Annotated in this window: 21 protein-coding genes; 3 read left to right on the top strand and 18 right to left on the bottom strand. The window is 63.3% G+C overall.

Translation table 11 applies throughout. The features are described 5' to 3' along the window. Nucleotides 1–5: 5 nt before the first annotated feature. Complete coding sequence (guaB, locus tag A3AC_RS0120025; protein ID WP_025601011.1) at nucleotides 6–1,466, bottom strand: IMP dehydrogenase; 1,461 nt, start codon at nucleotides 1,464–1,466, stop codon at nucleotides 6–8. 248 nt (nucleotides 1,467–1,714) lie between these two features. Between guaB and A3AC_RS0120020 the strand changes: the two genes are divergently transcribed. Continuing rightward, complete coding sequence (locus tag A3AC_RS0120020; protein ID WP_025601010.1) at nucleotides 1,715–2,692, top strand: DMT family transporter; 978 nt, start codon at nucleotides 1,715–1,717, stop codon at nucleotides 2,690–2,692. Between the two features lie 217 nt (nucleotides 2,693–2,909). On the opposite strand, the gene A3AC_RS0120015 is transcribed toward A3AC_RS0120020, so the two are convergent. After that, nucleotides 2,910–3,242 carry an RnfH family protein gene (locus tag A3AC_RS0120015; protein WP_025601009.1) on the bottom strand — a complete coding sequence of 111 codons (333 nt, stop codon included), beginning with the start codon at nucleotides 3,240–3,242 and terminating at the stop codon, nucleotides 2,910–2,912. Next, entirely contained in the window at nucleotides 3,239–3,676 is a 438-nt protein-coding gene (locus A3AC_RS0120010; protein ID WP_013338901.1) for a type II toxin-antitoxin system RatA family toxin, read from the bottom strand. The genes A3AC_RS0120015 and A3AC_RS0120010 overlap by 4 nt, the downstream gene beginning before the upstream one ends. Before the next feature lie 100 nt (nucleotides 3,677–3,776). Between A3AC_RS0120010 and smpB the strand changes: the two genes are divergently transcribed. Further along, nucleotides 3,777–4,223, top strand: coding sequence for an SsrA-binding protein SmpB (gene smpB / locus A3AC_RS0120005; RefSeq protein ID WP_025601008.1), 447 nt, complete (start codon nucleotides 3,777–3,779; stop codon nucleotides 4,221–4,223). Nucleotides 4,224–4,452: 229 nt separating this feature from the next. On the opposite strand, the gene A3AC_RS0120000 is transcribed toward smpB, so the two are convergent. From A3AC_RS0120000 to ppsA, 3 genes are all read right to left on the bottom strand, one after another. Then, the gene (locus A3AC_RS0120000) at nucleotides 4,453–5,385 is read right to left on the bottom strand and encodes an SPFH domain-containing protein (protein ID WP_025601007.1); all 933 of its coding nucleotides are present in this window, start codon (nucleotides 5,383–5,385) and stop codon (nucleotides 4,453–4,455) included. A gap of 52 nt (nucleotides 5,386–5,437) precedes the next feature. Beyond that, entirely contained in the window at nucleotides 5,438–5,893 is a 456-nt protein-coding gene (locus tag A3AC_RS0119995; RefSeq protein ID WP_025601006.1) for an NfeD family protein, read from the bottom strand. A gap of 165 nt (nucleotides 5,894–6,058) precedes the next feature. Continuing rightward, nucleotides 6,059–8,464, bottom strand: coding sequence for a phosphoenolpyruvate synthase (ppsA, locus tag A3AC_RS0119990; RefSeq protein WP_025601005.1), 2,406 nt, complete (start codon nucleotides 8,462–8,464; stop codon nucleotides 6,059–6,061). Between the two features lie 563 nt (nucleotides 8,465–9,027). Between ppsA and ppsR the strand changes: the two genes are divergently transcribed. Further along, nucleotides 9,028–9,843: a posphoenolpyruvate synthetase regulatory kinase/phosphorylase PpsR gene (ppsR, locus tag A3AC_RS0119985; protein WP_013338896.1), complete on the top strand. Its 816-nt coding sequence runs from the start codon at nucleotides 9,028–9,030 to the stop codon at nucleotides 9,841–9,843. A 158-nt stretch (nucleotides 9,844–10,001) separates the two neighbouring features. Here the strand turns inward: ppsR and A3AC_RS0119980 are convergent, their stop codons facing one another. From A3AC_RS0119980 to uppS, 12 genes are all read right to left on the bottom strand, one after another. Beyond that, nucleotides 10,002–10,787 carry a TrmH family RNA methyltransferase gene (locus A3AC_RS0119980; protein ID WP_025601004.1) on the bottom strand — a complete coding sequence of 262 codons (786 nt, stop codon included), beginning with the start codon at nucleotides 10,785–10,787 and terminating at the stop codon, nucleotides 10,002–10,004. 113 nt (nucleotides 10,788–10,900) lie between these two features. Beyond that, a complete protein-coding gene (gene rnhB, locus A3AC_RS0119975; protein WP_025601003.1) occupies nucleotides 10,901–11,695 on the bottom strand; it encodes a ribonuclease HII in 795 nt (264 codons plus the stop codon). Further along, complete coding sequence (gene lpxB, locus A3AC_RS0119970; RefSeq protein ID WP_025601002.1) at nucleotides 11,692–12,861, bottom strand: lipid-A-disaccharide synthase; 1,170 nt, start codon at nucleotides 12,859–12,861, stop codon at nucleotides 11,692–11,694. Before lpxB ends, rnhB begins: the two co-directional genes overlap by 4 nt. Before the next feature lie 3 nt (nucleotides 12,862–12,864). Beyond that, nucleotides 12,865–13,653 carry an acyl-ACP--UDP-N-acetylglucosamine O-acyltransferase gene (lpxA, locus tag A3AC_RS0119965; protein ID WP_025601001.1) on the bottom strand — a complete coding sequence of 263 codons (789 nt, stop codon included), beginning with the start codon at nucleotides 13,651–13,653 and terminating at the stop codon, nucleotides 12,865–12,867. A gap of 160 nt (nucleotides 13,654–13,813) precedes the next feature. Continuing rightward, on the bottom strand, nucleotides 13,814–14,278 hold the full coding sequence (gene fabZ / locus A3AC_RS0119960; RefSeq protein WP_006048683.1) for a 3-hydroxyacyl-ACP dehydratase FabZ: 465 nt from the start codon (nucleotides 14,276–14,278) through the stop codon (nucleotides 13,814–13,816). Between the two features lie 194 nt (nucleotides 14,279–14,472). Next, nucleotides 14,473–15,597 (bottom strand): UDP-3-O-(3-hydroxymyristoyl)glucosamine N-acyltransferase, encoded by a 1,125-nt coding sequence (lpxD, locus tag A3AC_RS0119955; protein WP_025601000.1) that lies wholly within the window; start codon nucleotides 15,595–15,597, stop codon nucleotides 14,473–14,475. Nucleotides 15,598–15,727: 130 nt separating this feature from the next. Next, nucleotides 15,728–16,249 carry an OmpH family outer membrane protein gene (locus A3AC_RS0119950; RefSeq protein WP_025600999.1) on the bottom strand — a complete coding sequence of 174 codons (522 nt, stop codon included), beginning with the start codon at nucleotides 16,247–16,249 and terminating at the stop codon, nucleotides 15,728–15,730. A gap of 46 nt (nucleotides 16,250–16,295) precedes the next feature. Then, nucleotides 16,296–18,608 (bottom strand): outer membrane protein assembly factor BamA, encoded by a 2,313-nt coding sequence (bamA, locus tag A3AC_RS0119945; RefSeq protein WP_025600998.1) that lies wholly within the window; start codon nucleotides 18,606–18,608, stop codon nucleotides 16,296–16,298. Between the two features lie 67 nt (nucleotides 18,609–18,675). After that, nucleotides 18,676–20,091 (bottom strand): RIP metalloprotease RseP, encoded by a 1,416-nt coding sequence (rseP, locus tag A3AC_RS0119940; RefSeq protein WP_025600997.1) that lies wholly within the window; start codon nucleotides 20,089–20,091, stop codon nucleotides 18,676–18,678. 7 nt (nucleotides 20,092–20,098) lie between these two features. After that, complete coding sequence (locus A3AC_RS0119935; protein ID WP_025600996.1) at nucleotides 20,099–21,304, bottom strand: 1-deoxy-D-xylulose-5-phosphate reductoisomerase; 1,206 nt, start codon at nucleotides 21,302–21,304, stop codon at nucleotides 20,099–20,101. Between the two features lie 10 nt (nucleotides 21,305–21,314). Beyond that, a complete protein-coding gene (locus A3AC_RS0119930) occupies nucleotides 21,315–22,136 on the bottom strand; it encodes a phosphatidate cytidylyltransferase (RefSeq protein ID WP_025600995.1) in 822 nt (273 codons plus the stop codon). After that, nucleotides 22,130–22,912, bottom strand: coding sequence for a polyprenyl diphosphate synthase (gene uppS, locus A3AC_RS0119925; RefSeq protein WP_025600994.1), 783 nt, complete (start codon nucleotides 22,910–22,912; stop codon nucleotides 22,130–22,132). The genes A3AC_RS0119930 and uppS overlap by 7 nt, the downstream gene beginning before the upstream one ends. Nucleotides 22,913–23,039: the final 127 nt, after the last annotated feature.

Genomic DNA, 23,039 nt, shown 5'->3' with positions numbered 1-23,039 from the left:
GGCGTTTAGTCCACGTGGTAGTTAGGCGCTTCCTTGGTGATCTGAACGTCGTGCACGTGCGACTCGCGCAAGCCCGCGCCCGTGATCTGCACGAATTCGGCCTTGTCGTTCATTTCGGCAATCGTGCGGCAACCGCAGTAGCCCATGCTCGCACGCACACCGCCGATCAGCTGGAACAGGATCGCGTTGACCGAGCCCTTGTAGGCGACGCGGCCTTCGATACCTTCCGGCACCAGCTTGTCGATGTTCGCGGAATTGTCCTGGAAGTAGCGGTCCGCCGCGCCGTCCTTCATCGCGCCGACCGAGCCCATGCCGCGGTAGGACTTGTACTGGCGGCCCTGATACAGGAACACGTCGCCCGGCGCTTCTTCCGTGCCGGCGAACATGCTGCCCATCATCACCGCATTCGCGCCTGCGGCGAGCGCCTTGCTGACGTCGCCCGAAAAACGCACGCCGCCGTCCGCGATGACCGGCACGCCCGTGCCCTTGAGCGCTTCGGACACGTTCGCGATGGCCGTGACCTGGGGCACGCCGACGCCGGCGACGATCCGCGTGGTGCAGATCGAGCCCGGGCCGATGCCGACCTTCACACCGTCCGCGCCGTATTCGACGAGCGCCTTGGCCGCCGCGGCGGTTGCGATGTTGCCGCCGATCACCTCGACGTGCGGGAAGTTCTGCTTGACCCAGCGCACGCGCTCGAGCACGCCCTTGCTGTGGCCGTGCGCCGTGTCGACCACGATCACGTCCACACCCGCCTGCACGAGCAGTTCCACGCGCTCTTCATTGTCTGCGCCGACGCCGACGGCCGCGCCCGCACGCAGCTTGCCGTGCTCGTCTTTACAGGCGTCCGGGTGCTCGGTCTGCTTGGTGATGTCTTTCACCGTCATCAGGCCGCGCAGCTCGAATGCGTCGTTGATGACCAGCACGCGTTCGAGGCGGTGGCTGTGCATGAGCGCCTTCGCCTCGGCGAGCGAGGTGCCTTCCTTGACGGTCACGAGCCGCTCGCGCGGCGTCATGATGTTGCGCACCGGCTCGTCCAGACGCTCTTCGAAGCGCAGGTCGCGGTTGGTCACGATACCGATGAGCTGCGAGCCTTCCACCACCGGAAAGCCGGAAATGCCATGCTGTTGCGACAGCGCGATGACGTCGCGCACCTTCATTTGCGGCGGCACCGTGATCGGGTCGCGCACCACGCCCGACTCGAAACGCTTGACCTTGGCGACTTCACGCGCCTGCTCGGCAGCCGTGAGGTTCTTGTGGATGATGCCGACGCCGCCCATTTGCGCCATCGCAATGGCGAGGCGGGCTTCGGTCACGGTGTCCATGGCAGCGGACACGAGCGGCATATTCAGGGAGATGTTGCGGGTCAGCCGGGTCTTGAGGCTGGTGTCGCGCGGCAAAACATCGGAGAAGGCCGGGACGAGGAGCACGTCATCGAACGTGAGTGCTGTTTGGATCAGACGCATGGCAAATCCTATAGGCGCAAAAGCGAATTATACGCGATACCTCCCCGCTTTTCACTGCGCGAACAGCAGCTTAGCGAATTTCGGGCGCTTTTTTTCGTGGCTTGCGGCCCCTCGATTTCGCTTCGCCGTTCGCCTCGGGTTCGATCGCGTTTCGTTTGCTCGGGCCCGAATGCAGAATCAAACAAGACGTCCTCGCCGCCGACCGGCTACGCTGCGGACCATTCCAGTTTTTCTCGCAGGAGCGGTCGATGCAGCGCGGTGTGGCATATGGCGTTATCGCCGGAGCCCTTTGGGGCATGGTTTTTCTGGTCCCGCGCGTGTTGCCGGACTTTTCGCCACTGTTGCTGTCGGCCGGCCGCTACACCATGTACGGCGTGGTTTCGCTGGCGGCGGCCTTGCCCATGGCGCGCTCGCTCGTCAAGCGGCTCACGCGCGAGGATCTCGTCGCGCTCGTCAAGCTCGCGCTGGCCGGCAATCTTCTGTATTACCTGCTGTTGACGGCGGCGGTCCACCTGGTCGGCATCGCGCCGGCGTCGCTGATTGTCGGCGTGCTGCCCGTCACGGTCACGCTCATGGGCCGCGGCGATCGCGGCGCAGTGCCGCTCGGCCGTCTCGTCTGGCCGCTCGCGATGGTGATGGCGGGCATCGGCTGCATCAATATCGACGTGTTCACGGCCGCCGACGGCGCGTCGGTCAGCGTCGCCACACGGCTGGTCGGCCTTGCCTGCGCTGTGGGCGCGCTCGGCTGCTGGACGTGGTTCGCGGTCGAAAACACCCGCTATCTGCAACGGCACACGCATTTCAGCGGCAACGAGTGGTCTGTGCTGTGGGGCGTCGTAACGGGCGTGCTCGGCGCCGCGCTCTGGCTTGTGATCGCCGCGCTGCCGCCCGGCGGCCCGCAGGGCGAACTTGCCGCAAGCCGCTGGCACAGCTTCTGGCTGCTCAATCTTGGTCTGGCGATCGGCGCGTCGTGGCTTGGCAACGGGCTGTGGAACGCGGCCTCGAAGCGGCTGCCGCTCACGCTTTCGGGTCAGATGATCGTGTTCGAAACGCTGTTCGCGCTGCTTTACGCATTTATCTACGACGAGCGTCTGCCGCGTGCGCTGGAGATTGCCGCGATCCTGTTACTGGTAGGCGGTGTGTGCTGGTCGGTGCGCCAGCATGCGGACGACGATTCGGACAATGCGGCCGCAATTGGGAAAGAAGCTCGGGGCTCCGCACCTTGAAGGTCGGGGCTCGGCACCCGGATGCTCGCGCGGCGCTTTCGCATTCGGCTTGCGCGTCCTTGGGCGTCCTTGCGCGTCCTTGGGCGTTCTTGCGCGTCCTTGGGCGTCCTTGGGCGGCGTTGGCGTCTTTGAGCGTCTCCCGGCGTCGTAAAGTCGGCGCGCGCGGCCGTCAGCGCCGAGCGGCGATCGCTTCGACGCCGCGCTGACGATCACGCGCCTAACGCGAGTCCTTGTTCAGCCAGCGGCGCCCTTCGACCGAGCCGGCCTTGCGGGTTTTCTCGACGCGCCGTTGGCGCGACACCTTGGGGTCCACCAGCAGCGGCCGGTATATCTCGACGCGGTCGTGGTCGGCGAGCACCGTGTCCAGCGGCTTCAGTTTGCCGAATACGCCGACCTTTTGCGTGGCGAGATCGATCTGAGGATAACGCTTGAGGATGCCGCTCGCCTCGATCGCCTGCTGGAGCGTGGCGCCCGCCGGCACTTCAACGGTGACGAGCGCCTGCTCGTTCGTGAGCGCATAACAGACCTGAACCGACAGACGCTCGCTCATGCCTTGCCATAGCGCTGATCCGCGCGCTTCACGAAAGATTCGACGAAAGTATTGGCGATGTGATTGAACACCGGCCCAATGATCTTCTCGAGCAGGATGTTGGTGAACTCGTAGTGCAGCGCGAACTCTATCTTGCAGGCGTCGGCGCGCAGCGGGGTGAAGCGCCAGAAACCGGTGAATTTGCGAAACGGCCCGTCTGCGAATTCCATGTCGATGCGCGTGGGTCGTTCCATGCTGTTGCGCGTCGCAAAGTGCTGCTTGATGCCCTTGAAGTTGATGTCGATCTTCGCCTCCATGCTGGTTTCGTCCCGATGACGAATCTCGACTCCGCCGCACCACGGCAGGAAGTTCGGGTAATCGGCGACATCGGTGACGAGGTCGAACATCTGTTCCGCCGAATGGCGGATCAACACGGTTTTCTGGACATCTGCCATAAATTGAACAGCACGTGGCAAGGGTGGACGGGCGCCGCGGGCTTTCCTTGCCCCGCTTTGCTAAAATCGTGATTTTAAACGAGTTGGGCACTTTCCATTCATGAGCATTATCGACAACAGAAAAGCCTTCTTCGATTACTCGATCGAGGAACGCTATGAGGCAGGACTCGTGCTCGAAGGATGGGAGGTCAAGGCACTGCGTGCCGGGCGCGGCCAGATCAAGGAGGGGTACGTCGTGATCAAGAACGGCGAGCTGTTTCTGATCGGCACGCACATCAGCCCGCTCCCCGAAGCTTCGACCCACATCCACCCGGACCCCGTCCGCACGCGCAAGCTCCTTTTGCACAGCGAAGAAATCAGCAAGCTGATCGGCAAGGTCGAACAGCGCGGCTACACGCTCGTGCCGCTGAACTTCCACTACAAGGGCGGCCGCGTCAAGTGCGAGATCGGTCTCGCCAAGGGCAAGAAGCTGCACGACAAGCGCGAAACCGAGAAAAAGCGCGACTGGGAGCGCGAAAAGGCGCGCTTGATGCGTTCGCCTACCTGATATTCAGACGGCTGCGTGGCTTGCAAGGCACGCGGCGGATGCAGCGTTGAGCGCATATGCCGCATCTGGTTCGAGTGTCTGGATTCGCGCCCTTGCTCCTTGCCCCTCGTCCCTGCTTCACAACGCACAACGGAAATGGCCCGCACTTCAACCATGCGGGCCATTCTTTTTGTCAGCGCCGCACGGAACCAGGTCGCCGCGCAGCGCTCAGAGGACGCCGCGCAAGCGCTCAGCGCGCCTCCGGCACGCCCTTACCCTTGTTCACAATTGCAAGCGCCGACGCGATCATCGAACTCATATCCGCCAGGTTGCCCGGCACGATCAGCGTAGTGCCCTGTTTCGCCAGATTGCCGAATGCGTTCACATATTGCTCGGCCACCTTCAGGTTCACTGCCTCCATGCCGCCATTCGACTGGATCGCAGAAGCAATCTTCTGGATGGCTTGCGAATTTGCTTCGGCAACCGCAAGAATCGCGGCAGCCTGCCCTTGCGCCTGGTTGATCGCCGCCTGCCGTTCGCCTTCGGACTTCTGGATCGCCGCCTCGCGCCCGCCCGACGCAATGTTGATCTGCTCCTGCTTGCGCCCTTCCGATGCCGCAATCAACGCGCGCTTCTCACGCTCGGCGGTGATCTGCGCCTGCATCGCGTGAAGGATTTCCTTGGGCGGCGTCAGATCCTTGATCTCGTAGCGTAGGACCTTGACGCCCCAGTTGGCGGCCGCTTCGTCAAGCGCCGACACGATACTGTGATTGATGAAGTCGCGCTCCTCGAAAGTCTTGTCGAGTTCGAGCTTGCCGATCACAGAGCGCAACGTTGTCTGCGACAACTGCGTGATCGCGAACACGAAGTTGCTCGATCCATACGATGCCTTCATCGGATCGGTGACCTGAAAATACAGCACGCCGTCCACCTGCAACTGCGTGTTGTCACGCGTAATACAGACCTGGCTCGGCACTTCGAGCGGAATTTCCTTGAGGATGTGCTTGTACGCGATGCGGTCCACGAACGGAAACACGAAGCTCAGGCCCGGCGTGAGCGTGCGGTGATAGCGGCCGAGCCGCTCCAGCACCCACGCGTGCTGCTGCGGCACGATCTTGATGGTCTGCGCAGCCAGCACGATCACGATGACGAGCAGCACCGCCCCGACGATGGTCGAATCCATTTACGCCCTCCAACCTTTAGTTCGATTAATTAAATTGGCGAATCTGCGACGCTCAGAGCGGTTTGGCGTCGTGCCTCGCGGACTGCTTTGCCGCGACGACGAGACAACTGCCGCGCAACTCCGTGATCTCGTAGACCGGCGCGTCTTCGGGCTCGCCGGGCGCAAGTTCCACGTCCCATTGCGCGCCGCGATAGTTCACGCGCGCGCGACGCTGGTCCCACGCCGGCACCGTGAGCGTCTGCCCAATGTCGAGATTGACGTCGGGGTTCTTCGACGCCTCCTTGCGCAACCTGCGGCCAAAGCGCGATCGCCTGAGCACCAGCACGGCCGCCAGCGCGACGACCGCGGCGACGGCGAACTGCACGTCGGCGGCAGCGCCCGCGATATGCGCGATGGCGGCCGCGACACAACCGAGCGCGATCATTAGCAGATAGAAAGTGCCGCTGAGCAATTCCAGCACGACCAGCACGCCCGCCCCGACCCACCAGAACAATCCACCTGGCGCCACGTCGACCTCCACAAAGCAAAACACCCCGGATCTACCGGGGTGTTTATAGCACGAAGCGCAGGCGAACAACCGGCATTGGAAGGCACCGTTCAGCGTGCCTTCATGCGCCTTTGATCTGCCGCATCTTCGTTATGCGCGCCACTTCCGACGCGGCACGCACTGCGCTTACTTCGTCGACGATTTCGCCAGTTGCTGCCACGTCTCGATGATCGTGTCCGGGTTCAGCGAAATCGACTTGATGCCTTCATCCGTCAGCCATTGCGCGAAATCCGGATGGTCCGACGGACCCTGACCGCAAATACCGACGTACTTGTCGAGGCGCAGACACGTTTCGATTGCGCGCTTCAGCATGAACTTGACCGCCGGATCGCGTTCGTCGAAATCGACTGCCAGCAGTTCCATGCCCGAGTCACGGTCGAGGCCGAGCGTGAGCTGCGTCAGGTCGTTCGAACCGATCGAGAAACCGTCGAAGTACTGCAGGAACTCTTCGGCGAGAATCGCGTTCGACGGCACTTCGCACATCATGATGAGACGCAGGCCGTTCTCGCCGCGCTTCAGGCCGAACTTCTCCAGCAGCCCGACCACGCGCTCTGCCTGCTTCAGCGTACGCACGAACGGCACCATGATCTCGACGTTGTCGAGGCCCATCTCTTCGCGCACTTTCTTCAGCGCGACGCATTCCATCTGGAACGCTTCAGCGAAGTCTTCGGCGATGTAGCGGGACGCGCCGCGGAAGCCCAGCATCGGGTTCTCTTCGTCCGGCTCGTAACGCGAACCGCCGATCAGCTTCTTGTACTCGTTCGACTTGAAGTCCGACAAACGCACGATCACCGGCTTCGGATAGAACGCCGCCGCAATCGTGGCGATACCTTCGGTCAGCTTGTCGACGTAGAACGCGCGCGGCGATGCATGACCGCGAGCGACGCTTTCCACGGCCTTCTTCAGGTCCTGGTCGATGTTCGGGTACTCGAGAATCGCCTTCGGGTGAACGCCGATGTTGTTGTTGATGATGAACTCGAGGCGCGCGAGACCCACGCCTGCGTTCGGCAGTTGCGAGAAGTCGAAAGCCAGTTGCGGGTTGCCGACGTTCATCATGATCTTCACCGGAATCGGCGGCAGTTCGCCGCGCTGCACTTCGGTGATTTCGGTTTCAAGCAGACCGTCGTAGATCTTGCCTTCGTCGCCTTCGGCACACGAAACCGTGACGAGCGCGCCGTCCTTCAGCACGTCGGTCGCGTCGCCGCAGCCGACCACCGCCGGCACGCCGAGCTCACGCGCGATGATCGCCGCGTGGCAGGTGCGGCCGCCACGGTTCGTGACGATCGCGGACGCGCGCTTCATCACCGGCTCCCAGTTCGGGTCGGTCATGTCGGCGACCAGCACGTCGCCCGGCTGCACACGGTCCATCTCCGACGGATCGTGAATCACACGCACGGGGCCCGCGCCGATCTTCTGGCCGATCGCGCGGCCGGTGGCCAGCACGTTGGACTGACCCTTCAGCTTGAAGCGCTGCTCGGCCTTGCCGGTGGCCTGGCTCTTCACCGTTTCAGGGCGCGCCTGCAGAATGAAGATCTTGCCGTCGCGGCCGTCTTTGCCCCACTCGATGTCCATCGGACGCTCGTAGTGCTTTTCGATAATCACGGCGTACTTCGCGAGCTCGATCACGTCTTCGTCGGTAATCGAGAAGCGGTTGCGCTGTTCGTGCGGCACGTCGACGGTCTTCACGCGGCCTTCTTCACCAGCCTTCGTGAACTCCATCTTGATGAGCTTCGAGCCGATCGAGCGGCGGATGATCGGGTACTTGCCCTGCGCAAGCGTGGTCTTGTAGACGTAGAACTCGTCCGGATTCACGGCGCCCTGCACGACCGTTTCGCCCAGACCGTAGCTCGACGTGATGAACACCGCGTCCTTGAAGCCCGATTCCGTGTCCAGCGTGAACATCACGCCGGCCGCGCCGACGTCCGAGCGCACCATGCGCTGCACGCCCGCCGACAACGCGACTTCAGCATGCGTGAAGCCCTTGTGCACGCGATAGGAAATAGCGCGGTCGTTGTACAGCGACGCGAACACGTGCTTCATGCGATCGAGCACGTCTTCGATGCCGACCACGTTGAGGTAGCTTTCCTGCTGACCAGCGAACGATGCGTCCGGCAGGTCTTCCGCCGTGGCCGACGAACGCACGGCAAACGACAGCTCTTCGGGCGAGCTGTTCTGCAAGGTGTCGAAGCCTGCGCGAATATCGGCCTCGAGCTTGGGCTGCAGCGGCGCCTCGACGATCCACTGACGGATCTCCTTGCCCGCTTCGGCAAGCGCCTTCACGTCGTCGACGTCGAGCGTCTCCAGACGTTTGGCGATGCGTTCGGTCAGGTTGTTGTGATGCAGAAAGTCGCGGAAAGCCAGTGCCGTCGTGGCGAAACCGGTCGGTACGCGCACGCCGGCTTCGGCGAGTTGACTGATCATCTCGCCAAGCGACGCGTTCTTGCCGCCGACAATCTCCACATCGGTCATCCGCAACTGCTCGAACGGAACTACATACGCCTTGTCCTTTGCGACGGTAACTGCGTTAGTCATACAAGCCCCTAAGTGTGAAAGAAATTCACGGCTGTGCAAGTGGGCTCGAACGCGGGACGCTTATTGGAAGCGTGATCTCGCGTCTTGCACAACCTGTTGGAGAAGCAATCGCTTGCTTGCGACGCGTGGGCGGCGCATGCGTCATTGGCGAACATGCAACACCGCACACAAAGTCCGACGAAGCAGACGAATGAACGGATTTAGCGGCGGTTCCGCCGCTTTCTGTTCAGTTTGACGCCGGATAGCATCGCGTTGAACGACCGTTCGCGGTAAGTTAGACGCCAATCGCCTGCAATTGCTTATCCAACAGGTTGCCGCTATTCTACCGTGCCGACTCTCGAAATGTGACGGTCGGACGAGAATTGCGCCTCGAACCGCGCCCGAATGTGCCGCGGCGCTCTTTTAATGCCGTAAAGAGTTCCTCGGCCCGTCCTGGCGCAGTAGCGGTGCCCACGGCGCGCTGCTTCGACGCCGCTGATAAGCGGTCAGCCACCGCGCAGCGAAGCCGATGCAGCAATGTTCCATTCGAGCGCTTTTTGCCGCTCACGTTCCCTGCCCCACTGATGCCGCCCACCGTATTCATCGTCTCCGACGGTACCGGGATCACTGCCGAAACCTTCGCGCATTCGATCCTCTCCCAGTTCGACCAGAAATTCCGCCTGGTTCGCGTGCCGTTCGTCGACTCGACCGAGAAGGCCTACGCCACGTTAGAAAAGATCAATGAAGCGATCCAGCAGGACGGCCGCCGTCCGATCGTTTTCACAACGCTCGTCGACAGTGCGTCGAATCAGATCGTCAAGGGCTCGAATGCGCTCGTGCTCGATATGTTTCAGACCTTCGTCGAGCCGCTCGAACAGGAACTGGAGCTGAAGTCGAGCCACGCCATGGGACGCGGCCACCAGAACGCGGACACCGAGGAGTACAAGAACCGTATCGAGGCGATCAACTTCTCGCTCGCGCACGACGACGGCCAGTCGAACCGCAATCTCGCGGATGCCGACGTGATCCTGGTCGGCGTGTCGCGCAGCGGCAAGACGCCGACGAGCCTCTACCTCGCCATGCAGTACGGCGTGAAAGCAGCCAACTATCCGCTGATTCCGGAAGACTTCGAGCGCGGCAAGCTGCCCACGCCGCTATTGGCGCATCGGCAGAAAATGTTCGGCTTGTCGATTGATCCACAGCGGCTTTCGGAAATCCGCAACGAGCGCCGGCCTGGCAGCAAGTACGCGGCGCCGGAGAATTGCCGCTATGAAATCAACGAAGCCGAAGCGATGATGCGTCGCGAAGGGATCAAGTGGCTGTCGTCGACGCACAAGTCGATCGAAGAGATCGCGACCACCATCCTGCAGGAAATCAAGCTGGATCGGCCGTCATATTGAGGAACGCAGGGCGAGCGGGCGTGCTGCCGCTCCGGCGCCTTTCAGACCAGGAGGCGCTCCTCTTCGCGCTCCCGGAGCGCCGCTGTCCTCCTCCTGGCGCTCCCAGCGGCCGCTCTGTCCGTGAGAGGCTCCGCTCGTGCCTTGCCCACGCCCGTTCGTCACTTGCCTGCGCGCTGCTGCCGGCACTGCTCGAACACGCAGACGGCCGCGGCAGCGGCCACATTGAGCGATTCCATGCCGCCCGGCTGAGGAATCGTCACGCGCAGCGAGACCGCGTCGCGCCAGGTCTGCGACACACCCGCGCCTTCGTTGCCGAACACCCAGGCGAGCTCGCCACTGAGATCACAGTCGTAAATCGCTTCAGCGCCGTGCGAATCCGTGATCACGACTGGCACCGCGAGGCGCTCGATCAGCGTCTGCGCGTCGACATCTTCGTGGATCTGCAGCAGGAAGTGCGCGCCCATGCCCGAGCGCAGCACCTTGGACGACCACGCGTAAGCTGTCCCCGGCGCGCAGAATACCTGTTGAATGCCGGCTGCGGCTGCGCTGCGCAGAATGGAGCCGACGTTGCCCGCGTCCTGCACGCCGTCAAGCACGATGCAGGTTTGCGCGACGGAGTCGGGCAATGGCGTGTCGAGCTTTTCCACGAGCAGCAGCATGCCGACGCCGTGCACGACATTCGACAACTGCCCGAATAGCGCATCCGGCAGCGTGACGATGCGTTGATCGTCGATACGCGAGACGATGGCCTGCGCTTCATCATGGCGAAGCGCGCCTTCGGTGACGACGCACATCTCCGGCTGGCCGGCGACGTCCAGATAAGCGCTCGCAAGATGAAAGCCTTCGAGCAGCGCGTGGCCGCTGCGGCGCTGCTGGTGCGTCGACCCGGCCAGCGCCTTCAGGCGTTTATAGAGCGGATTGTCCCGCGAGGTGATGGCTTTCACAGGCAGCGAGGGCGGTGAGAAATCAGGAAAAGGGTTCGCGGCGTTGCGGGTCGGCAGGCCGTGCGGCGGCGGTATGTCGAGGATTGCGCGCTGTCAGCCGCGGCGCCTCAGGTTCACGCGCCGCTGTGTTCGCCGAACGCGTCGCCGTCGAGCATCGCATCGTCCAGCATGCCGTCCGCCAGCATCTCCGGCACGGCGACAATCTCGCCTGCGGGCAGCGCCACGCCGGTGCCGAACCGCAGATGCGCTTCGCGCACGGGCGCAAACGAGCGCCGGTGATGCTCGCACGGCCCATGCTCGCGCAGCGCCGCGAGATGCTGCGGCGTGCCGTAGCCGGCATGCGCATTGAAGCCGTACATCGGGTAAGTCTGGTGCAATTCGAGCAGCATCCGGTCGCGCGTGACCTTGGCGAGTATCGACGCCGCCGAGATGCATTTCACCAGCGCGTCGCCGCCGATCACGGCTTCGCTGCGTACGCTGAGCGTCGGGCAACGGTTGCCGTCCACCTTGACGAGCGTGGGCATGACCGACAGCCCTTCCACGGCGCGCTTCATCGCCAGCATGGTGGCGTGCAGGATGTTCAGCGAATCGATTTCCTCGACCGTTGCCGAGGCAATGCAGTAAGCGAGCGCGCGATCGACGATCTTTTCGTACAGTTCGTCGCGCTTTTTCGCAGTAAGCGCTTTCGAATCGTCCAAGCCGCGGATCATCGGCCTGGACGGATCGAAAATCACGGCCGCAGCGACGACCGGGCCGGCCAGCGGTCCACGCCCGGCTTCGTCGACGCCGCAGACGATGTCGTCCGCCGTCTCGAAGTTCAGGCCGACCTGCCGACTGGCCACGCCCGCGACAGCCTTGCGGCGTGGCGCGGCTCCAGCCGTGCGGGCCTTGGTGCGCTGCTCGCTCACGGCCGCACCCCGCGCTTTTCGACGACGCTCGCAACGACCTCCGCGGCACGCTGTGCGGTGTTCTGCTTCAGCACGTGATGCATCTCCGTGAAGATTTCCGTCAGCGTGCGCCGGTTGGCTTCATCGCGCAACTGTTTCAGCGTGGCTTCGGCGAGCGCCTGAGGCGTCGCGAAATGCTGCAGGATTTCCGGCACCACAAAGCGCCCCGCCAGAATGTTAGGCAAACCGACATACGGCAGATAACCCTGCCGGCGCATGATCTGGCCGGTGAGCCAAGGCACCTTGTACGAGATGACCATCGGCTTTTTGAGGAGCGCCGCCTCGAGCGTGACCGTGCCGCTCTTCACGAGAATCGCGTCGGCCGCCGTCATGGCGAGTTGCGCCTGGCCGTCCGTAATGGTGAGCGCGAGCCCCGGGTGCGAATCGACCAGCGGGCGCAGCATCTCGCGCAAAGCCGGCGTGGCCGCCGGCATCACGAAGCGCAGACCGGGCTCCTGGTGCTGCATCATTTCCATCGCGGCGAAGAACGTCGGGCCGATCAGGTCGATCTCGGAGCGGCGGCTGCCCGGCAGCACCGCGATGACCGGACCGCTTTCCGCGAGATCCAGTGTGCGGCGCGCGCCGAGCGTGTCGGGTTCGAGCGGAATTTCGTCGGCGAGCGGATGACCCACGTACGAAGCCGCGACGCCCGCCTTTTCGAGCAGCGCCGTTTCGAACGGGAACACGCACAGCATGTGGTCGACCGCCTTGGCGATCTTCTTGATGCGGCCGCCGCGCCAGGCCCAGATGGACGGACAGACGAAGTGAACCGTCGGAATGCCCGCCTCGCGCAGCGGATGCTCGAGGCCGAAGTTGAAATCAGGAGCGTCGACGCCGACGAACACCGCGGGCGGCTCGGCCAGCAATTGCCGCTTCAGGTCGTTGCGGATGCGCAGAATTTCGGGAATGTGCCGCAGCGCTTCGACATAGCCGCGCACGGACAGCTTTTCCATCGGCCAATGAGCGTCGAAACCCGCGGCAATCATGCGCGGGCCCCCGATCCCATAGAAATGCGTGGTGGTTGGCAAGCGGCTCGCGAGGCCGCCCAGCAGCGACGAGGCCAACAGGTCGCCGGACGGCTCGCCGGCCACCATCGCGATGCGCAGCGGACTGGGTTGCAATGCCATCGCTTAGCGGATGATGCCGCGCTGCGAGGCTTCGACGAATGCAAGCAGCGTTGCCACCGGGCCGTCGCCGTCGCCGCCGGCGGACGCCAGCTCGCGCAGTTGCACCTTCGCTTCCTCCAGCGACAGACTGTTCTTGTACAACAGACGGTACGCCGAGCGCAGCGCCGAGATAGCGTCCGGCGAAAAACCGCGGCGGCGCAGGCCTTCCACGTTGATGCCGTGCGGCTCGGCCTTGTTGCCCGCAGCAATGACGAACGGCGGAATGTCCTGCACGAGCGCCGAAGCGCCGCCCAGCATGGAATGCGCACCGATCCGTACGAACTGATGCACGCCCGACATGCCGCCGACGATCGCGTGGTCGCCAATCGTCACGTGACCGGCCATCTGCGCGTTGCTCGACAGAATGACGTTGTTGCCGACGCGGCAGTCGTGCCCGATATGCACGTACGCCATGATCCAGTTATCGTCGCCAAGAGTGGTCACGCCCGCGTCCTGCACCGTGCCGGTGTGGATGGTGGTGAACTCGCGGATCGTGTTGCGGTTGCCGATTTCGAGCCGCGTCGGCTCGTCCTTGTACTTCATGTCCTGCGGACGGCCGCCGACCGATGCATAGTGGCCGATGCGGTTGTCTTCGCCGATCGTAGTGTGGCCTTCGATCACGCTATGCGAACCGACCGTGGTTCGCGCACCGATCGTCACATGGGCGCCGATCACGGCATACGGTCCGATTTCGACGGATTCGTCGAGTTGTGCGCCCGGTTCGACGATCGCAGTGGGATGAATCCTGCTCATGCGTCCTCGCTTCTGATTCTGTTGCGTTGTCTGGATGGGCTGCGGCAAGCCGGCTGCGCTGCGGGAGGCGCCGGCTGACCGGACGGTGAGTCAAGCGCTGGGTCAAACGTCGATTCAAACCTTGACTCAAACATTCACTCAAGCGCCCCTGACCTCTACGTCAGGCGTCTTTGTCCGTATGACGCACCGCGCACATCAGGTCTGCTTCCGCCGCCACCACGCCATCCACCTCGGCCCGTGCCTTGAACTTCCAGATGCCGCGCATGTGCCGCTCGAACGTGCAGTTCAGGATGAGCTGATCGCCCGGCTCAACGACACGCTTGAAGCGCGCGTTGTCGATGCCGACGAACAGATACAGCGTGTTCGACGGATCGCTCGGCTCTTCCGAGAAAGTCAGAAGCGCCGCCGTTTGCGCGAGCGCCTCGAGGATCAGCACGCCGGGCATGACCGGACGAGTCGGAAAGTGCCCCTGGAAATACGGCTCGTTGATCGACACGTTCTTCAACGCTTTGATGCTCTTGTGCGGCTCGAGTTCGAGCACCCGGTCAACCAGCAGGATCGGGTAACGATGGGGCAGCAGCGTGAGAATCTTATGAATGTCGAGATTGATTTTTTCGGTGCTCATGGTGTTTCTGCTCACGCATTGACTGCGCGATGATGACTGCGGATGCTGGTGCAGGTGGGTTGTCAGCGGGTTGTGAGCGCGTGCTGCCGGCGCTCGCCGTGAACTGGTTGCCGTGCCACCGGGTCGCGGCAACCGTCTTCGCTTCCTGATATTCGCCCGCCATTTTACGCGGTAGCGGCGGGCCGCCCGGAAAACTAGCTTTGATCGCTCCGTGCCGCGCCTGCCGCGCCGGATGCCGCAGGCGCCGCCTTGCCGTCCGGCTGAGCCGCTGCGCCGTTTTCCAGTGCCTTGATACGGTCGCGAAGCTTGTCGATATTGCGCAGCAAGGCCGCGCTTTTGTTCCAGTCGGCGTGATTCACCGCGGGGAACGCGCTGGTGTACATGCCGGGCTTCAGCAGCGACTTCGACACGCCCGACTTGGCGGTGACGATGACATGATCGGCAAGCGTCACATGCCCGGCAATGCCGACCGCGCCGCCGATCATGCAGTGGCGGCCAATGGTCGTGCTGCCCGCAATGCCCGCGCAACCGGCAATGACCGTATACGCACCGATCCGGCAGTTATGGCCGATCTGCACAAGGTTGTCGATTTTCACGCACTCCTCGATGACCGTGTCAGCCATCGCGCCGCGGTCGATCGTGGTGTTCGCACCGATCTCGACGTCAGCCGCAATCGACACGCCGCCGACCTGCGGAATCTTCACCCAGCTGCCGGTACGCGCTTCGCCTTCGCCGACGAAATCCGGCGCAAAGCCAAAGCCGTCCGAGCCGATCACCGCGCCCGCGTGCACGATCACACGCTCGGCGAGCTTGCAGCCGTGGTACACGGCGACGTTCGGATACAGATGCGAACCCGCGCCGATGCGCGTGCCGCGGCCAATCACCACATTTGCGTCGAGCCGCACATTGTCGCCGATCACGGCGCCCGCTTCCACCGTGACGTGCGGTCCGATCACCGCGCTGGCGGCTATCTGCGCGGACGGGTCGATCGTCGCGCTCGGATGAATGCCGGGCGCGACCTTCGGAGCCGCGAGGTCGATGAAGGTTTGCGCGACGCGCGCGAAGTAAGCGTACGGATTCGGCGTGACGATGAAGTTACGGCCGCTGCGGGACGCGAGCTTCGCGAGGTCGTCCGCATTGATCAGGACCGCGCCCGCGCGAGTCGTTTCGACTTGCGACAGGTACTTCGGGTTGGCGAGGAACGCCAGCTGGTCCGGGCCTGCCTGGTCGAGCGGCGCCAGACTGCCGACGCGCTGCGAACCGTCTCCCACTACTTCACCGCCGAACCGCTGGACGATGTCCTCGAGCGTAAAAGCCATGCCTATCCTGTCTCCTGCTGTTCAGTACAACTTGTCGGTGCGACGTGTCATTGCGCGTTGTCGGCAACCTTGTGAGTAAGCTCGTGACTGCCCTTTGTCAATGCGCGTTGTCAGTACCGCGACGCCGCTTTCAGTTGCCCGAAGCCGCGAGAGCCTTGAGCACCTGGTCGGTGATGTCGATGCGCGGGCTGACATACACCGCTTCCTGCACGATCAGGTCGTAGTGCTGCGCCTCGGCGATCTGCTTGATCACCTTGTTCGCACGGTCCAGCACCGCCGCGAGTTCTTCATTTCGGCGCTGGTTCAGGTCCTCGCGAAATTCGCGTTGCTTGCGCTGAAAGTCGGTGTCGAGCTGCGACAGATCGCGCTGCTTTTGCGCACGGTCCGCCGTAGACATCGACGCACCGTTCTTGTCGAGTGAATCGGACATCGACTTCAGCTTCTGCGCCATGTCCGCGAGGTCCTTGTCGCGCTTGGCGAACTCTGCCTCGAGCTTGACCTGGGCCGCCTTCGCCGCGGCCGATTCCCGCAGAATCCGGTCGGAATTCACCGCGGCAATCCTGGCTTCCTGCGCGTGCGCCACGCCGACGCCCAGCGTCATTGCCAGCGCCAGCGCGCAAGCCACACGTTTCGAAAACATACCGGTTAGCAAAGTGATCCTCTCGATACTGTTGTTTGGCGAGCCTTCCGCAGCGCGGTCAGAACGCCGTCCCGATCTGGAACTGGAACTTCTGATACTGGTCGCCCGTATGCTTGGTGAGCGGGAAGCCCAGGCTGAGCTTGAGCGGCCCGATCGGCGAAATCCATGCAAGACCGACACCGTAGCCGTAACGCAGGCCGTTGGCGCCGTTCGAGTTAGCCGCGCTGCTCGCGTCCGCCCAGACGTTACCGGCGTCGAGGAACGTGAACACGCGCAACGTCCGATCATAGCCGGTGCCAGGCAGCGGGAAGGTCAATTCGATATTGCCGACCAGCAGCTTCGAGCCGCCGATCGGATCGCCGGTCGTCTTGTCGCGCGGACCGAGCGAGCTCGGCTCGTAGCCGCGGACCGAACCGATACCGCCCGCGTAGTAGTTCTTGAAAATCGGGTATGGCTTGCCGCCCATGCCCTTGCCGTAGCCGCCCTGGAAGTTGAAGCCCAGCACGAAGCCGCGCGCAAACGAGTAATAGTACTGCGCGTTGATGTCGGCCTTGTAATACTGCGTGCTGCCGATCGGCGTGCCGTATTCAGCGTTGGCCTGCGCGAAGTAACCGCGGCTCGGCACGAGCGCACTGTCGCGCGCGTCGCGCGACCAGCCCACCGTAACCGGCACGTTGTTCGACACGCGGCCGAAGTCCTGCACGTATTGCTTGTACGACGCCGGCGTGTTCGCGTCGACGTCGAGCTTGTTCTGCTCGAGGCCCGCGCCGAAATAGACCGTATCGACCTCGGAGAACGGAATGCCGAATTTCAGATCGCCACCCATGGTGACGATCTTGAAGCTCGAATCGGTCGAGTAATACAGCGGCTGGTAAGTGCGGTAATAAACGTCGGTAATACGCTTGATGCCGTCCACCGTGAAGTACGGGTCGACCTGCGTGACCGTCAACGTACGGTACGTTTTTGCGGTGTTGACGTTCACCGCGAGGCTCGTGCCCGAACCGAATACGTTGTCCTGCGACACGCCCGCGGAGAGCACCACCTTGTCCGTCGACGAAAAGCCCGCGCCCAGCGTGATCGCGCCGGTCGGTTTCTCGGCGACCTTCACGTCCACGTCCACCTGGTCAGGCGTACCTTCAACAGGGATCGTGGTCACGTCCACGTCAGTAAAGTAGCCGAGACGATTGATACGGTCTTTCGACAACGCGAGGCGGTTCGAGTCGAACCACGAGCTTTCGAGCTGGCGCATTTCGCGGCGCACCACTTCGTCGCGCGTACGCGTGTTGCCCACCACGTTGATACGGCGCACGTACACGCGGCGGCTCGGGTCCACCTGCAGTGTCAGGTCGACCTTGTGGTTGGTCTGGTCGATCTGCGGCTGCGCGTTGACGGTCGCGAACGCGTAACCATATTCGCCGAGTTTATCGACGATTGCCTTGGTGGTAGCTTGCAGCTTTTCGGCCGAGAAACGGTCGCCCGGCTTGATCTTGATGAGCTTGGCGAGCTCAGGCTCGCGGTCGAGCAGATTGCCGGCCAGCTTGATGCTCGAAATCGTGTACGGCTCGCCTTCGTGCAGGGTGACCGTCAGATACATGTCCTTCTTGTCCGGCGTGATCGACACCTGGGTCGACTCGATGTTGAACTCGAGATAGCCGCGGTTCAGATAGTAGGAGCGGACATTTTCGAGGTCGCCGGTGAGCTTGTCTTTCGCGTACAGGTCGTTCTTCGTGTACCACGAGAACCAGTTCGGCGTGGACAGCTGCATTTCGTCGCGCAGCGTACCCGTGCTGAAGGCCTTGTTGCCGATAAAATTGATCTGGCGGATCTTCGCGCTCGGCCCTTCGGCCACCGAGAACAGCACCGAAACGCGATTGCGGTCGATCGGCGTGATCGTGGTCGTGACTTCAGCCGCGTAGTAGCCGCGCGTCAGGTACTGGCGCTTCAATTCCTGTTCGGCCTTGTCGACGAGCGCCTTGTCGTAGTAACGGCCCTGCGACAAGCCGACCGCGCGCAACGCCTTGGTCAGATTTTCCTTGTCGAACTCGTGAATGCCCGCGAAGTCGATCGTGCCGATGGCCGGACGTTCCAGCACCTGCACGATCACCACATTGCCTTCGGTCGCGATCTTGACGTCGTTGAAGAAGCCCGTTGCGTACAGCGCGCGAATCGCTTCGGAAGCCTTGTCGTCGTTGAACGTATCGCCCTGCTTGATGGGCAGATACGCGAACACGGTACCAGGTTCGACGCGTTGCAATCCCTCGATCCGGATGTCCTGCACCACGAACGGCGTCGTTGCGTGAGCAACCAGCCCATGCGCGGCAAGTGCCGCGGTTATTACCGTCTTCGGAACCAAGCGATGAGGTTTAAACAACGTGCTTCCCCAGTGTGTATAGCTGCATCAGGTCGGACGGCCGCTATTGTGAGCGCCGCCGGACACTTTAAAAGTGGATTAAACGAGCGAGATCGTTGAACAGTGCAATCGCCGACAAAGCGACGATGCAGGCGAGACCCGCCCTCTGAAAAACGAGTTGCCAGCGATCGGAGACAACTTTACCGGTCACAGCTTCAACCAAATAATATAACAGATGCCCCCCGTCCAATACCGGAATTGGTAGCAGGTTCAGTACACCGAGGCTAATACTGACGAGGGCGAGGAACGACAGAAATGCAGAAGGACCGAGACGTGCGCTCTTTCCTGCGTAGTCGGCGATCGTGACCGGGCCCGAGAGATTCTTTAGCGACGCCTCGCCGACGATCATGCGCCCGAACATTCGCACCGAATAGACCGCGAGGTCCCATGTACGGTGCGCACCAAGGCGAAGGCTTTCGACAGGTCCATAACGCACGTTGATGGACGGCACCTGGGTCGCGAGCTCGGCGCCGATACGGCCGACCTGTTCTCCGGTGGCCGGGTCGCGCTGTGCTTGCGGAACGATGCGGATGTCTTCGAGCTTGCCCGCCCCCTGGCTCTGCGCCTGGCCCTGTGTTTGCCCCGCGGCTGCCCGCTCCACTTGCAGCGTCAAAGGCTGGCCCGCGTGCGATTTTACATAGGCGATGAAGGCCGTAGCGTTGTCAGTCGCGATACCGTTGATCGCGCGCAAACGGTCGCCAGGAAGAAGTCCCGCCTTCTGCGCCGCACTGCCGGGCTGCACACCCGCGACCGTCAGCTTGCCGCCGCCGGGTTCGAAGCCGAGCCGCGACATGAAGTCGTCGTCGACGTCTTTTTCGGTTAGACCGCGCAAGTCGAGCTGGAAGTCGGACGTGCCGTCCGCGCCTTTTGCGCTCAGCACGACGCGCTTATGGTCGAACGCCGCACCGAGCAGCTTCCAGCGCAAGTCCGACCAGGAACGCACCGGCTCCGATTCGGCCGCTTTCTCCGCGCGCACGCCGACCACCGTCTCGCCGCCCTCGAAACCGGCGAGCGCAGCCGCCGTGTTGGGCGCGGGCGTGGCGAGAATCGCCGCGGGTTCGGTCACGCCGGTGGCGAACACGAGACCGAACAGAACGATCGCCAGCAGGAAATTGGCGACGGGCCCGGCCGCGACGATCGCAATGCGACGCCACACCGACTGCCGGTTGAACGCATGCGGCAATGCTTCAGCAGGAATCGGCGCGCCGCCGGTTTCGCGCTCGTCGAGCATCTTCACATAGCCGCCGAGCGGCAGCGCGGCAACCGTCCATTCGGTGCCGCTCTTCGCACTGACCCATTGGAATAGCGGCTTGCCGAAGCCAATCGAAAAGCGCAGCACCTTGACGCCACACAGCCGCGCCACGCTGTAATGCCCGTATTCGTGGACGACCACGAGCACGCCAATCGCGACCGCGAAGGCGAGCACTTCGATCAGCAGATTCATATGCGCCTCACTGGACGGCGCGTTCCGTGCGGCGGGCGGCGTCGGGCAGACGCGCGATGAATTCGGCTGCGGCGCGACGCGCGGCGGCGTCCGCTTCGATCACGTCTTCGAGCGCATGCGCGCTGCGGTTGGGCAACGCGTTGAGCACCGAGTCGACCACCTGCGCGATCGCCATGAAGCCGATCTGGCGCGACAGGAACGCTTCAACAGCAATTTCGTTAGCGGCGTTGAGTGCCGCGCTGGCGACGCCGCCCTCGGCGAGCGCCTTCATGGCCAATGCCAGGCAAGGAAAACGCGCGTAGTCCGGCTTCTCAAACGACAGCGACGCGACTTGCGCGAGGTCGAGCTGCGCGACCCCCGAGTCCACGCGATCCGGGAACGCGAGCGCATGGGCGATCGGCGTGCGCATGTCGGGATTGCCGAGTTGCGCCAGCACCGAGCCGTCGGCGTACGACACCAGCGAATGGATCACGCTTTGCGGGTGAATCAGCACGTCGATGCGCTCGCCCGGCAGGCCGAACAGCCAATGTGCCTCGATCACTTCGAGGCCTTTGTTCATCATCGTGGCGGAGTCGACCGAGATCTTGCGGCCCATGACCCAGTTCGGGTGCTTGCACGCCTCTTCCGGCGTCACGTCGACGAGCGTGGCCGGCTCGCGCGTGCGGAACGGACCGCCCGACGCCGTCAGAATAATCTTGGAGACGCCGCCATGCAGCGCAGCTTCGCGCGGCAAACACTGGAAAATCGCGTTGTGTTCGCTGTCGACCGGCAACAGGACCGCGCCGTTGTCATGGACCGCGTCCATGAAGATGGCGCCCGACATGACGAGCGCTTCCTTGTTCGCGAGGAGAATGCGCTTGCCGGCGCGCGCAGCCGCCAGGCTCGGCGCAAGGCCGGCCGCGCCGACGATCGCCGCGACCACCGTGTCGCAGCCGTCGCTCTTCGAGACCTGGACGAGTGCGTCGGGGCCGTAAGTCACTTCGGTCTTGCAGCCGGCGTCGCGCAGCTTCGCCGCGACGCGCGCAGCCGTGTCGGCGTCGCCGACCACGGCGACCTCCGGCCGGAACCGCAGGCATTGCTCGACGAGCTTGTCGCCGTTGCGGTGCGCGCTGAGCGCATAAACCGAAAAGCGCTCCGGATGACGCGCGACGACGTCGAGCGTGCTGTCTCCAATCGAGCCCGTGGAACCGAGCAATGTCAGACGTTTTTGCATATCTCTTTCTCTAGCCGAGCAGCAGCATGGCGAGCGGCAGCACCGGCAACAATGCGTCGATGCGGTCGAGCACGCCACCGTGCCCAGGCAACAGGCCGCTCGAATCTTTCACGCCGGCCTGGCGTTTCAGCATCGATTCAAAAAGGTCGCCCACTACGCTGAACGCCACCAGCACGGTCAGCGCAAGCAGCGCGCGCGGGGCGCCCCAATGCGCCCACAGCTCAGAATACAAGGTCGGCTCGAACGCATGCAAAAGGACCGCGGCCAGCCCGACGATCATCACCGCGAGCCAGCCGCCGATCGCGCCCTCCCACGTCTTGCCCGGGCTGATGGCGGGCGCTAGCTTGTGCTTGCCGAACGCCTTACCCGAGAAGTATGCGCCGATATCGGCGAGCCATACCAATAGCAGCAGCGAGAGCACGAAAGACACGCCCTGCATCCGCGCGGCGACGAGAGCATGCCAGCACGCGACGAATATCACAATCCCGGCAAGAAACAGAAAGCTGCGCCAGGCGCCCTGTGCGAGCGTGGGCTTGCGCAGCAGCACGAACGGGCCGGCGACCACCCAGAAAATGGCCGCCGCCTTGTAAAACGGCTGGGCGCCGTCTACGCCGATGCCAAGCCGCGTGCTCGCGACCAACGCGACCGCCGCCACCAGCGCGTAGACCACCGGGCCGGCGCCGCCCAGCTTGAGCAGCCGCGCCCACTCCCACGCGGCGAACACGACGACAAAAGCGATCAGCGCGCCGAACGCGCCGATCGGCGCGAACAACGTGACGGGCAGAAACACCGCCAAAAGGACAACCGCCGTGATGACACGGGTTTTTAGCATGGAAGCGAATCGACGTTTTGCGATTGCGGCTCGAGTTGAGCACTGGTGCGGCCGAAACGGCGCTCACGCTCGCCGTAGGAAGCAATGGCGCGGCCGAGCGCGTCGGCGTCGAAATCCGGCCAGAAGGTGTCGGTGAAGTAGAACTCGGTGTAGGCCAGCTGCCACAGCAGGAAGTTGCTGACGCGTCGCTCGCCGCCCGTGCGGATGAAGAGGTCCGGCTCGGGCGCATAGGCCATGGACAGATGCTCGGCGAACGATTCCTCGCTCACCTCGACCGGCTTGCCCGCCTCTGCCGCCTGCTCCACGAGCTTGCGGGTAGCCTGCATGATGTCCCAGCGGCCGCCGTAATTGGCGGCGATGGTAAGCGTGAGGCGGGTATTGCGCGCGGTCTTCGTCTCTGCGCGCCGGATCAGATCGCGAATGCGCGTATCGAAACGTTCCAGGTCGCCGACCACCCGCAAACGGATGCCGTTTGCGTGCAGCTTGCCGATTTCGCGCTCCAGCGCGGTGACGAACAGGCGCATCAGGAACGACACTTCGTCGTTCGGGCGGCGCCAGTTTTCCGAGCTGAAAGCGAACAGCGTCAGATATTCGACGCCCTGGCGGGCGCACGCCTCGACGGCCGCGCGTACCGCGTCGACGCCACGCGTATGACCGGCCACGCGCGGCAAGCGGCGCTGGGTGGCCCAACGGCCGTTGCCGTCCATGATGATCGCGATATGTCGCGGCACCGCGGCGACATCAGGCACGCGCACGGTTGAGCTGGTGTAGGTCATGGCCGTCGGGACAATAACTGCAAATAAAGAAGTAAAAATCCTGAAAGTGGTGAGTGCTCCCAGACCTGGCGCTTCACGACTTGGACTTCACGCGAGCCCCGGATAAACAGTAACGCCGAAGCCAGCC

Origin of the sequence: Burkholderia sp. WSM2230 (assembly GCF_000472445.1) — a bacterium.
GTDB lineage: Bacteria > Pseudomonadota > Gammaproteobacteria > Burkholderiales > Burkholderiaceae > Paraburkholderia.
This window is presented reverse-complemented; position numbering and strand designations above follow the sequence as displayed.

What these genes read in the sequence shown, in the direction of transcription:
- A3AC_RS0119930 (WP_025600995.1), bottom strand. Translation starts at nt 22,136, where the DNA reads ATGCTAAAAACCCGTGTCATCACGGCGGTTGTCCTTTTGGCGGTGTTT.
- lpxB (WP_025601002.1), bottom strand. Translation starts at nt 12,861, where the DNA reads ATGGCATTGCAACCCAGTCCGCTGCGCATCGCGATGGTGGCCGGCGAG.
- lpxA (WP_025601001.1), bottom strand. Translation starts at nt 13,653, where the DNA reads ATGAGCAGGATTCATCCCACTGCGATCGTCGAACCGGGCGCACAACTC.
- A3AC_RS0120015 (WP_025601009.1), bottom strand. Translation starts at nt 3,242, where the DNA reads ATGAGCGAGCGTCTGTCGGTTCAGGTCTGTTATGCGCTCACGAACGAG.
- fabZ (WP_006048683.1), bottom strand. Translation starts at nt 14,278, where the DNA reads ATGAGCACCGAAAAAATCAATCTCGACATTCATAAGATTCTCACGCTG.
- rseP (WP_025600997.1), bottom strand. Translation starts at nt 20,091, where the DNA reads ATGAATCTGCTGATCGAAGTGCTCGCCTTCGCGGTCGCGATTGGCGTG.
- lpxD (WP_025601000.1), bottom strand. Translation starts at nt 15,597, where the DNA reads ATGGCTTTTACGCTCGAGGACATCGTCCAGCGGTTCGGCGGTGAAGTA.
- ppsR (WP_013338896.1), top strand. Translation starts at nt 9,028, where the DNA reads ATGCCGCCCACCGTATTCATCGTCTCCGACGGTACCGGGATCACTGCC.
- smpB (WP_025601008.1), top strand. Translation starts at nt 3,777, where the DNA reads ATGAGCATTATCGACAACAGAAAAGCCTTCTTCGATTACTCGATCGAG.
- ppsA (WP_025601005.1), bottom strand. Translation starts at nt 8,464, where the DNA reads ATGACTAACGCAGTTACCGTCGCAAAGGACAAGGCGTATGTAGTTCCG.
- uppS (WP_025600994.1), bottom strand. Translation starts at nt 22,912, where the DNA reads ATGACCTACACCAGCTCAACCGTGCGCGTGCCTGATGTCGCCGCGGTG.
- A3AC_RS0120000 (WP_025601007.1), bottom strand. Translation starts at nt 5,385, where the DNA reads ATGGATTCGACCATCGTCGGGGCGGTGCTGCTCGTCATCGTGATCGTG.
- A3AC_RS0120020 (WP_025601010.1), top strand. Translation starts at nt 1,715, where the DNA reads ATGCAGCGCGGTGTGGCATATGGCGTTATCGCCGGAGCCCTTTGGGGC.
- A3AC_RS0120010 (WP_013338901.1), bottom strand. Translation starts at nt 3,676, where the DNA reads ATGGCAGATGTCCAGAAAACCGTGTTGATCCGCCATTCGGCGGAACAG.
- guaB (WP_025601011.1), bottom strand. Translation starts at nt 1,466, where the DNA reads ATGCGTCTGATCCAAACAGCACTCACGTTCGATGACGTGCTCCTCGTC.
- A3AC_RS0119935 (WP_025600996.1), bottom strand. Translation starts at nt 21,304, where the DNA reads ATGCAAAAACGTCTGACATTGCTCGGTTCCACGGGCTCGATTGGAGAC.